The organism is Pseudoalteromonas sp. S3785 (assembly GCF_005887365.1).
GTDB lineage: Bacteria > Pseudomonadota > Gammaproteobacteria > Enterobacterales > Alteromonadaceae > Pseudoalteromonas.
Map to the genome: position 1 here is coordinate 22,433 of NZ_PNCT01000069.1, position 10,608 is coordinate 33,040.

Genomic DNA, 10,608 nt, shown 5'->3' on the forward strand with positions numbered 1-10,608 from the left:
AAAAAGGGCTAAACGTTGTGTTTAACCCTTTGTGTGATTAGTGGCGGAAGTGGCGCATGCCGGTAAATACCATTGCCATGCCAGCTTCGTCAGCAGCGGCGATAACTTCTTCATCGCGCATTGAGCCACCTGGTTGTATTACGGCTGTAATACCGGCCGCTGCAGCTGCATCTATGCCGTCACGGAACGGGAAGAATGCATCCGACGCCATCACTGAACCAGGTACTTCTAGGTTTTCATCAGCGGCTTTAATACCTGCTATTTTAGCGGAGTAAACACGGCTCATTTGACCTGCGCCTACGCCAATGGTCATACCGTCGCGGGCATATACAATCGCGTTTGATTTAACAAACTTAGCCACTTTCCAGCAAAACAGTAAATCTTTAAGTTCTTGCTCAGAAGGCTGACGTTTAGACACTACTTTTAAGTCGCCTTGAGTAACCATGCCTAGGTCGCGGTCTTGTACTAAAACACCGCCGTTTACGCGTTTAATGTCGTGGCCTGTTGCTTTGCCACTCCATTGTCCACACGCTAATAAACGTACATTCTTTTTCGCTTCAACAATTTTTGCCGCTTCGTTTGAAATGCTAGGGGCAATAATCACTTCAACGAACTGGCGATCAACAATGGCTTGTGCTGTTTTTGCATCAAGCTCGCGGTTAAAGGCAATAATGCCGCCAAACGCTGAGGTTGGATCTGTTTTAAAGGCACGGTCGTAAGCACTAAGAATATCTTCGCCAATTGAAACGCCACATGGGTTAGCGTGTTTAACAATAACACATGCAGGTACATCAAATTCTTTAACACACTCAAGTGCGGCGTCGGTATCAGCAATGTTATTAAACGACAGGGCTTTACCTTGTAGCTGAGTAGCTGTTGCAACGGATGCTTCGCTTACGTTGTTTTCAACATAAAAAGCAGCATCTTGGTGCGAGTTTTCACCGTAACGCATATCTTGCTTTTTAGTGAACTGCATATTGATAGTGCGTGGGAATTTAGTCTCTTCGGCGGCTTCTTCTGTGTAATCAGGCACCATTTTGCCAAAGTAGTTAGCAATCATGCCATCGTACTGAGCAGTGTGCTCATACGCGGCAATGGCTAAGTCAAAACGTGTTTTATACGTAGTTGAGCCATTATTGTTTTGCATTTCGCTAATAACACGGTCGTAATCGCTCGCGTTTACCACAATCGTTACATCTTTGTGGTTTTTAGCGGCTGCACGAACCATTGTAGGGCCGCCAATATCAATGTTTTCAATGGCATCTTCAAGGCTGCAGTTTTCTTGAGCGACAGTATTCGCAAAGGGGTATAAGTTAACTACAACAATATCGATAGCTGAAATGTTATTATCTGCCATTACACCTTCATCTTGTCCGCGACGCGCTAATATGCCGCCGTGAATTTTAGGGTGAAGAGTTTTTACGCGACCATCCATAATTTCAGGATGACCTGTGTGATCTGATACTTCAGTCACTTTTATGCCGTTATCAGCAAGGAGTTTGCAGGTACCGCCAGTTGATAAAATATCAACACCTTGCGCTTCTAGAGCGCGGGCAAATTCAACAATACCAGTTTTATCAGACACACTTAAAAGTGCGCGACGAATGGGACGATGAGTATCCATTGTAGTTTGATTTCCTCAGTTAATGAGCTAGCTTAGAAGCGGGCATTTTAACTGATTACTACTCAAAAAACGACTTATAAAGCACCAATAAGCGTGAGCATTTTGCAACATCTATACTAAATTGTGCGCATAAAAAAAGCACCCTAAGGTGCTTTTTTGCATGATACCAATTGTATTTGATTACTAAGCAGTTATAACGATAGAAAAACAAGTCTATAACAAGGCAAAAATTTTACAGTGTAGTTATTCTACATAAGAAATTTTTAACGCCATTATGGGCTTGTTTAGCTCGTTAGAATGCTTACGCTTTCAATATAATTGGTATTAGTTCATGCCGTATTTTTTAAGCTTTTTACGTAAAGTACCGCGGTTGATACCTAGTAAAATTGCCGCACGAGTTTGGTTACCACGTGTGTATGTCATTACTTCTTCAAGTAATGGCGCTTCTAGCTCTGAAAGAACAAGGTCGTAAACGTCTTGCACATCTTGACCGTTAAGCTGCTTTAAATAGTGGTGAACAGCTTTTTTTACTGCATCACGCAATGGCTGCGGTTTCTCGTGTGACTGAACATGAGGGTTTGTGATAAATGGAGAAGTCACGTTTTGTTCGAACATTATTTAATCTCTTTCTTTCTTAGTTAGCTGCTAGTGTTTTAAAGTATTGCGTTAATGCGTCAACTTGTGCTTTTGGGTTGTCGAGCGCATTAAATACTCGCCTAAACTGACCGTCACTGTCATGGGTTTGCAAATACCAAGATACATGTTTGCGAGCGATTCGCGCTCCCATTGGCTCGCCGTAAAACGCATGGAGGTTATCTAAATGCTCCATTAAAATACTTCGCACCTCTGAAATAGCAGGTGGTGGTAAGTGTTCTCCAGTTCGCAAATAGTGGTCTATCTCCCTAAATATCCAAGGGCGACCTTGGGCGGCTCGGCCAATCATAATGGCATCTGCACCCGTATAGTCCAAAACCTGCTTTGCTTTTTCTGGTGATGTAATATCACCATTAGCAACCACAGGTATCGACACTGAGCGTTTTATATCCCTAATCGTGGCATATTCTGCTTCACCTTTGTACATACATGCGCGCGTACGCCCATGTACAGCAAGTGATGCAATGCCATAACGCTCAGCTATTCTCGCAATCTCTACACCATTACGGTTATCCTGATCCCATCCTGTTCGGATTTTAAGTGTGACCGGGATATCAACAGCATTTACTACTGCATCAATTATCTCTTCCACAAGTTCAGGAAACTGTAATAAGGCAGAGCCTGCGAGTTTCTTGTTCACTTTTTTTGCTGGGCACCCCATATTGATATCTATGATCTGTGCACCGTTTGCAACATTGAATTGTGCGGCCTGCGCCATAAGCTCAGGATCTGCTCCTGCAATTTGCACCGCGCGTATACCCGATTCGCCGCTGTGATCCATACGGTTCATCGATTTTTCAGTCTTCCAAACCTTCGGGTTTGACGATAACATTTCAGACACGGCCAAGCCTGCGCCTAAGCGGCGGCAAAGCTGTCTAAATGGTCTGTCTGTAATACCTGCCATTGGCGCGACTATTACATTATTCTCAAGTTGGTATGAACCGATACGCACTGTATTCAATAGGCCTCTTTTCAAGGGGCGCTAAGTTTACGGTTTTTTTAGGAAAAATCAAAGGCTATAAATTGAACAAAAGTGACTTTTTTTTGCCCTTTTCGTATTGACTTTTGATAACCGCATGACAAGTGGGTCGATTTGTTTGAAATTTAAGCAAAAAATAATTTTGCTAAATGATGCGGGCTAATTTTCTAACTGTAAAAAAATAGTAAAGCCTGTTAAGTACAGGCTTTACATGCAAGTTTTGAGTTAAAACTCTAAATTTATAAATGTATGAGGCTAGCTATTTTTTGTACCGCTTACACGGGTCCAATCACCCTCTAGTGCAATATCATCAAGCTTAATAAACGGTGCGTAAATATCGGCAACGGATTGAGCTTGCTCTTCTAATATGCCCGACATAGCAATTTTGCCACCAGGCTTTAGTAAACCCAAAATTACACTGTGAAGCTCACGCAGCGGTTGCGCTAAAATGTTAGCCACAACAATATCAGCACTAAACTCGGGCTGGTTTTCTGGCAGGTATACCTCAAGCTTATCGGCAACGCCATTACGTTGCGCGTTATCTAAGCTTGCTTCAAGCGCTTGAGGGTCGATATCAATGCCAATCATGCGTTCTGCACCCAGTTTGATGGCTGCAATGCCTAAGATTCCCGATCCACACCCAAAATCAACCACTGTTTTACCGCTTAAATCTTGGCTTTCTAACCATTTAAGGCACAGTGCCGTTGTTGCATGCGTACCCGTACCAAACGCAAGGCCTGGGTCGAGCAGTACATTAACTGCATCTGGGTCTGGAATGTCGCGCCAGCTTGGGCATATCCACAGTTTTTCGCCGAACTGGATTGGGTGAAAGTTATCCATCCACTCACGTTCCCAGTCTTTATCTTCTAGTTGCTCAATTTTGTATACCAGCGTGTCTTTAATTTCATCATGACGTTTCAGTAGCGCAATTACGCTGTTCATATCATGATTGGCTTCAAAAAGACCAATTACAGTGGTATCGGCCCAAAACTCAACGGTGCCAATTTTAGGCTCATAGATAGGGGTGTCTTTAGCATCAATAAAAGTAACAGAGGCGCTGCCTGCTTCCATTAATAAGTCACTCACTGCATCTGCGGTAGCAGCATTGGCATTGATACGGATTTGGATCCAAGCCATGGTTGTTTCCTTTAAATAGAAAAAAGGCCGCTACAGCGGCCTTTTTAGTTTATAAGAAGCGCTAAATTATTTAGCGTCTAAAAAGCTTTTTAGTAAATCAGAGCGAGAAGGGTGGCGTAATTTACGCAGTGCTTTCGCTTCTATTTGACGAATACGCTCACGGGTTACATCAAACTGTTTACCTACTTCTTCTAAGGTGTGGTCGGTATTCATATCAATACCAAAGCGCATACGAAGTACTTTAGCTTCACGGGCTGTAAGGCCTGCTAGCACGTCGTTTGTTGCGCCACGAAGAGATTCCATTGTTGCCGAGTCGATAGGCGAATCAATAGTGGTATCTTCGATAAAGTCACCTAAGTGCGAATCTTCATCATCACCGATTGGTGTTTCCATCGAAATTGGCTCTTTGGCAATTTTAAGTACCTTACGGATTTTATCCTCAGGCATCATCATGCGTTCTGCTAATTCTTCAGGATTTGGCTCACGACCCATTTCTTGTAACATTTGACGAGAGATACGGTTAAGTTTATTAATCGTTTCTATCATATGTACCGGAATACGGATTGTTCTTGCTTGGTCAGCAATTGAGCGGGTAATCGCTTGGCGAATCCACCACGTAGCATAAGTCGAGAACTTATAACCACGGCGGTATTCAAACTTATCTACCGCTTTCATCAAGCCAATGTTACCTTCTTGGATTAAATCTAAGAACTGTAAACCACGGTTTGTGTATTTTTTAGCAATTGAGATTACAAGACGTAAGTTAGCTTCAACCATCTCTTTTTTCGCACGGCGCGCTTTTGCTTCACCAATGCTCATACGACGGTTTATGTCTTTAATACGCTCAATGCTTAAGCCTGTGCTTTCTTCAATAACACATAGCTTTTGAATGCAACGAATAATTTCAGGTTTCACTTGCTCAAGTTTAGCTGAGTGTTTTTCGTTAGCAGCAATTTCTAGGTCTAGCCATGCTGTGTCTGTCTCGTTATTAGCAAAATGCTTAATAAACGTTTTCTTAGGTAGCTTAGCTATTTGTACAGCTTGTTTCATGATAAGGCGTTCTTGAACACGCACCCTGTCCATCATTTCTCGCATGTTATTTACCATGCGATCAAACTGTTTTGGTACTAATTTAAAGGTTCTGAAAAGCTCGCCAATCTCAAAAATAGCGGCTTGAGAATCTGGGTGCGAACGCCCTTTTTCATCGAATGTAGTACGAGCCTTAATGTATAAATCACGTAAGTTTTCAAAGTGAACACGGGCTTCCTCTGGATCAGGGCCTGTGTCTACTTCTTCTTCGTCTTCATCATCATCGCTGTCTTTGTCATCTTCATCATCGTCTTCATCAAGTTGCTCTTCACTTAATTCAGAACCAATGTGTGTTGCAGAGATTTGTGCTTCGTCTTCGTTAGGATCGAAAAAACCAGAAATAATGTCGCTTAGGCGCATTTCTTCTGCTTCAAACTTATCCCACTGCTCGAGTAGGTAAGTGATTGCTTCTGGGTATTCGGCAACAGAAATTTGTACCTGATTGATACCTTCTTCAATGCGTTTAGCGATTACAATTTCGCCTTCACGAGTAAGAAGTTCCACAGTACCCATTTCACGCATGTACATGCGCACTGGGTCAGTAGTACGGCCAATTTCTTTTTCTACAGTTGCAAGGGCTGCAGCAGCAGCTTCTGCTGCGTCTTCGTCTGTCGTGGTTTCTTGCATCATTAATTCATCAGCATCAGGCGCATTTTCGCTAACCTTGATACCCATGTCATTAATCATGCTAATGATATCTTCTACTTGATCTGAGTCGATTATGTCTTGTGGAAGGTGATCATTTACTTCAGCAAAAGTTAAGTAGCCTTGCTCTTTACCTTTTTGAATCAGAAGTTTTAATTGTGACTGAGGAGTTGGATCCATAGAGATTGTTTCTTCCACTCTGATAAGTTGATACAACAGGCGCCATCATAGAATTAGCCTTTAGCTAACTTTAATAATGTGACGCAGTGAATAGCACAGTATAACAGTTTAAATCAAGTCTGACTAGCTGTTACTCGCTTTTAGCGCTGTCATAAGTAAATGACATTCGAGTTTTTCATCACTTGATAAGCCCTGTGTCTTGTCCTTTATTAATAAGGTCTCTAGTCGATAATTTAAACACTGATCTTCAATAAATTTAAAAGTATTTTGAAAAACAGTCTCTAAACGCTCATCACTAATTTGGTGCTGCCATGTGGCAAGCTTTACTAGCGGTTCGTAATCCTCGGAATCTCTAAATGATTCGAGTAAAACTGCTGTGTTTGCATTATCTTTTTGTAGTGCGCGCTCTTGTAAGCGCAGTAGCAAACCAATACCCGCTATGTTCATTTGTGCCAATTCTGGCAAATGGGGCACACTTTTAGCTAACTGTGGGTGCTGAATTAAAATACCAATAGCTTGGCGCATTGGGGTAATTTTAAATTTTCGCTCAACAGCGTGTTGTTGCTTTGGTGTTTTTAAGCGGCTGTTTAATTGCTCACGCGTACGGCCAATTAAACGACCTAACTGCTCTAAAATGTTCTCTTGATAAAACTCACTCGGAATTTTTTCAATTAATGGCAATGCAGCACTCAATAATTTAGCTTTGCCTGAGTCGAGTGTTAAATCTACTTCTTGGCTAAGCTTATTAAATAAAACTTTAGTGAAGTCATCTGCTTGGCTTAAGCGTTGCTCAAACTGTGTTTTACCTTCTTGTTGTACTAGTGAATCTGGGTCTTCGCCATCGGGTAAAAATACAAAATGTAGGGCTTTGCCATCGTTTAAATAGGGCAAGGCATTTTCTAGTGCTCGCCAAGCTGCATCGCGGCCCGCTCGGTCACCATCGTAACAACAAATAACCTTGTCGGTGGTCCTAAATAGCGTATGCATATGCTCGCTTGTCGTAGCTGTACCAAGAGCTGCCACCGCGTATTCTATTTCTTGCTCAGCAAGCGCAACTACATCCATGTAACCTTCTACAATGAGTACATGTTCAAGTTTTTTATGCGCTTGTTTTGCCTCATAAAGACCATAGAGCTCAAAACCCTTATGAAAAATACGGGTCTCTGGTGAGTTTAAATATTTTGGCCCTTGGTCGGCTTGCATTACACGCCCACCAAAGGCGATAACACGGCCACGTTTATCACGAATAGGAAACATTAAACGGTCGCGGAAAAAATCAAACTGCCTGCCTGGCGTCTTTTCAGAGGCAAGCTTAAGCTCAACTAATTGCTCTTTTTGTTCTTTTGTTCGGCCAAGTTGCTGGCAAAGCGCTTCCCATTCGCTCGGCGCATAACCAATCATAAACTTTTTAACTGTTTCGCCGCTTAAACCACGTCCTTTTACGTAATCAATTACCGTAGCAGAGTTGCTATGGTGCTTTAATTGGTGCTGGTAAAAGCGTGCTGCGTGTAACATTAAATCGTAGTCTGAGCGTTTTTGTGCTGCCGTGCGCTCTGGGGCTGAGCTGTTGCCATTCTCTCGAGGCACATCTAAATTTAAAAGGCTAGCGAGCTCTTCTATAGCATCAACAAACTCAAGCTTGTCGTACTCCATAACAAACGAAATAGCATTGCCATTAGCACCACAGCCAAAGCAGTGGTAAAACTGCTTATCTTGAGAAACAGTAAACGAGGGAGACTTTTCGTTATGGAAAGGGCAGCAAGCTTGGTAGTCTTTGCCTGCTTTTTTAAGACCAACCTTAGAGTCTATTAGCTCTACAATATCTGTTCTGGCGAGTAAATCGTCAATAAAATTTCGTGGGATCTTTCCAGCCATGTTTTGTAAGTAGTCCTAACAATTGGTGAGGTGTAATTTCAACACAATGCGTGCATTTATAAAAGAGGTATAGTGTGTTTAAAGTATTGCTCACTCTAAAATGAGTGCTAGCTCTATAAACGAAGAAACCGAGCACAGGGCTCGGTTTACTTGAATCATACTTTATGTATGTGGGGGTATTAGGCTGTTAATCGTTGCTTAATTAAACCAGAAAGCTTGCCCATATCGGCACGTCCTTCGGCTTTGCTTTTGATTATGCCCATTACTTTACCCATGTCTTGCATACCTGCTGCATTAGTATCAGCAATAGCCGCATCAATAAGGACAACAATTTCTTCTTCACTCAGTTGTTGAGGTAAAAAAGTTTCTAGTGCTGCGATCTCATTGGTTTCAATTTCGGCTAAATCTTCACGCCCAGCATCTTTGTACTGAGTGTAAGAGTCACGACGTTGTTTAACAAGCTTCACTATAACGGAGGTAATACCTGCGTCGTCGAGTGTTATTTGCTCGTCAATTTCACGTTGCTTAATTGCGGCAAGCACCATGCGAATAGGGTTAAGACGTTGTTTGTCTTTTGCTCTCATCGCATCTTTTTGCGCATCTTTTAGCGTTATTAAAAGGCTCATTTATACAAGACCAAATACGATTAGTATAATTTAACGCGACGTGCGTTATCGCGAGAAAGCTTCTTCATGTGACGCTTAACCGCTGCAGCTTTTTTACGCTTACGCTCAGCTGTTGGCTTTTCATAGTGCTCGCGACGACGAACTTCTGAAAGGATACCTGCTTTTTCACATGAACGCTTGAAGCGACGAAGTGCTACGTCAAACGGTTCGTTCTCTCTTACTTTAATTACTGGCATTAAAAATTCACCTACCTAAATTATGAGCGTTGCTCAAGTTGATCAAACATTGATCAAGTGGTTCAAAAATGGTGCGGTATTGTAATCCGAAACAGCACCATATGTAAAGGATAATATTAACAGAAATGCAGCGGCTTAAATACTGTTAATTTGACTGGCGTTGGTATAACCGGCAGAACACTTGCCCAGCTTTTTTTTCTTTGATTAACAACCAGTTATTTGGGGGTGAAAAGTTGCTTAGCTCTATTTCTACCTCGACATAAATAAGTGCATCTTGACTAAGCCATTGGTTATTTTCTAATAAATCACAGCTACTTTGCGCTAAATTTTTACGAAATGGTGGGTCAACAAAAACTAAATCGAATGGTTGATTTATGTTCTTTTGTGCTAAATATGAGAGTGAGTTAGTTTGTACCACCTGAGCGTTGTTAAGGTTTAATGTGCAAATGTTTTGTTCAATTTGCTTAGCAGCTAATGCGTCTAATTCGATAAAAGTCGTGTTTTTAGCAAATCGAGACAATGCTTCAAAGCCCAATCCGCCTGAGCCTGCAAAGCAGTCTAACACAGTTGCATCGCGTGTATCTTGCATTAACCAATTAAACACGGTTTCTTTAATACGGTCTGTTGTTGGGCGAAGCCCTTCTACATTTTTTACCGGTAGTTTACGGCCACGAAACTGCCCGCTAATTACTCTAATAAAGCCGTCAGTAGATTTGCTAATTGCTTTATTTTTCGCTGCTTTTTTTCTCATTTAGGTCACTAAAAAATGGTATATGGGATCTAGCTCAGATAATATTGTACGTAGTTTACGTTTAGCTTCATTTTTCAACCGCATTAAAAGTGTTACTATTTAGCACTTACGTTTTGAACGGTTGATTGGCCGGCACGTGTTGCTGAGCCACACCAAGCTATTTCAAATTTTAGTTTATCAGATTTTTATAAGTGGTTATTAGCAAGTATGGCAAAAAAAAGTAAATTCATGTCTTGGCTCGGTTTTGGTAAGTCAGATAAAAAACAAGCAGAAGCTGATAAACAACAGGCATTAGCTCAGCAACAAGAAGCTGAGCGCTTAGCGGCAGAAAAGGCCGAGGCAGAGCGTGAAGAACAAGCGCGTATTGCTGCTGAAAAAGCCCAAGAAGAGCGTTTGGCTATTGAAAAAGCGAACGCTGAGTTGCTTGCAAAAGAGCAAGCTGAGGCACAGGCGCAACAACAAGCCCAAGAAGCTCGTTTAGCAGAACAAGAAGCGCAAATGCGCTTAGAGCAAGAGCGTGTAGCTGCTCAGCGCGCAGAGCAGCAACGTCTAAACCAAGAGCGCGAGCAAGCTGAGCAAGATGAAAAATTAGCAATTGAAAAAGCCAACGCTGAGTTACTTGCCAAAGAGCAAGCTGAAGCACAGGCGCAACAACAAGCCCGAGAAGCTCGTTTAGCAGAGCAAGAAGCGCAAATGCGTTTAGAGCAAGAACGTATAGCTGCAGAGCAGGTAGAAGCTGAACGCCTAGAACAACAGCGTATTGCACAAGAACAGGCAGAAGCTGAACGTGCAGAGCAAGAACGTATTGCAGC

Annotated in this window: 9 protein-coding genes and 1 pseudogene; 1 reads left to right on the plus strand and 9 read right to left on the minus strand. The window is 42.1% G+C overall.

Features of this window, described 5'->3' with window-relative positions; translation table 11 throughout:
• Nucleotides 1–37: 37 nt before the first annotated feature.
• From purH to rsmD, 9 genes are all read right to left on the minus strand, one after another.
• On the minus strand, nucleotides 38–1,624 hold the full coding sequence (gene purH / locus CWC17_RS16110; protein ID WP_138614021.1) for a bifunctional phosphoribosylaminoimidazolecarboxamide formyltransferase/IMP cyclohydrolase: 1,587 nt from the start codon (nucleotides 1,622–1,624) through the stop codon (nucleotides 38–40).
• A gap of 324 nt (nucleotides 1,625–1,948) precedes the next feature.
• On the minus strand, nucleotides 1,949–2,239 hold the full coding sequence (fis, locus tag CWC17_RS16115; protein ID WP_002957804.1) for a DNA-binding transcriptional regulator Fis: 291 nt from the start codon (nucleotides 2,237–2,239) through the stop codon (nucleotides 1,949–1,951).
• A 19-nt stretch (nucleotides 2,240–2,258) separates the two neighbouring features.
• Nucleotides 2,259–3,230 (minus strand): tRNA dihydrouridine synthase DusB, encoded by a 972-nt coding sequence (dusB, locus tag CWC17_RS16120; protein WP_171037620.1) that lies wholly within the window; start codon nucleotides 3,228–3,230, stop codon nucleotides 2,259–2,261.
• A 282-nt stretch (nucleotides 3,231–3,512) separates the two neighbouring features.
• Entirely contained in the window at nucleotides 3,513–4,394 is an 882-nt protein-coding gene (gene prmA / locus CWC17_RS16125) for a 50S ribosomal protein L11 methyltransferase (RefSeq protein ID WP_138614023.1), read from the minus strand.
• 66 nt (nucleotides 4,395–4,460) lie between these two features.
• Nucleotides 4,461–6,308: an RNA polymerase sigma factor RpoD gene (gene rpoD, locus CWC17_RS16130; protein ID WP_055014727.1), complete on the minus strand. Its 1,848-nt coding sequence runs from the start codon at nucleotides 6,306–6,308 to the stop codon at nucleotides 4,461–4,463.
• Nucleotides 6,309–6,431: 123 nt separating this feature from the next.
• Nucleotides 6,432–8,183, minus strand: coding sequence for a DNA primase (gene dnaG, locus CWC17_RS16135; protein WP_138614025.1), 1,752 nt, complete (start codon nucleotides 8,181–8,183; stop codon nucleotides 6,432–6,434).
• A 179-nt stretch (nucleotides 8,184–8,362) separates the two neighbouring features.
• On the minus strand, nucleotides 8,363–8,809 hold the full coding sequence (locus CWC17_RS16140) for a GatB/YqeY domain-containing protein (RefSeq protein WP_138614027.1): 447 nt from the start codon (nucleotides 8,807–8,809) through the stop codon (nucleotides 8,363–8,365).
• Nucleotides 8,810–8,829: 20 nt separating this feature from the next.
• Nucleotides 8,830–9,045 (minus strand): 30S ribosomal protein S21, encoded by a 216-nt coding sequence (rpsU, locus tag CWC17_RS16145; protein ID WP_002957797.1) that lies wholly within the window; start codon nucleotides 9,043–9,045, stop codon nucleotides 8,830–8,832.
• 145 nt (nucleotides 9,046–9,190) lie between these two features.
• Nucleotides 9,191–9,796 carry a 16S rRNA (guanine(966)-N(2))-methyltransferase RsmD gene (rsmD, locus tag CWC17_RS16150; RefSeq protein ID WP_138614029.1) on the minus strand — a complete coding sequence of 202 codons (606 nt, stop codon included), beginning with the start codon at nucleotides 9,794–9,796 and terminating at the stop codon, nucleotides 9,191–9,193.
• A gap of 207 nt (nucleotides 9,797–10,003) precedes the next feature.
• On the opposite strand from rsmD, the pseudogene CWC17_RS16155 reads away from it, so the two are divergent.
• A pseudogene (locus CWC17_RS16155) lies at nucleotides 10,004–10,608 on the plus strand (signal recognition particle-docking protein FtsY); the annotation flags it as partial.

Bases quoted from the DNA above. Each gene is read 5' to 3' on its own strand.
- rpoD (WP_055014727.1), bottom strand. From the start codon at position 6,308: ATGGATCCAACTCCTCAGTCACAATTAAAACTTCTGATTCAAAAAGGT.
- CWC17_RS16140 (WP_138614027.1), bottom strand. From the start codon at position 8,809: ATGAGCCTTTTAATAACGCTAAAAGATGCGCAAAAAGATGCGATGAGA.
- rsmD (WP_138614029.1), bottom strand. From the start codon at position 9,796: ATGAGAAAAAAAGCAGCGAAAAATAAAGCAATTAGCAAATCTACTGAC.
- purH (WP_138614021.1), bottom strand. From the start codon at position 1,624: ATGGATACTCATCGTCCCATTCGTCGCGCACTTTTAAGTGTGTCTGAT.
- dnaG (WP_138614025.1), bottom strand. From the start codon at position 8,183: ATGGCTGGAAAGATCCCACGAAATTTTATTGACGATTTACTCGCCAGA.
- fis (WP_002957804.1), bottom strand. From the start codon at position 2,239: ATGTTCGAACAAAACGTGACTTCTCCATTTATCACAAACCCTCATGTT.
- rpsU (WP_002957797.1), bottom strand. From the start codon at position 9,045: ATGCCAGTAATTAAAGTAAGAGAGAACGAACCGTTTGACGTAGCACTT.
- prmA (WP_138614023.1), bottom strand. From the start codon at position 4,394: ATGGCTTGGATCCAAATCCGTATCAATGCCAATGCTGCTACCGCAGAT.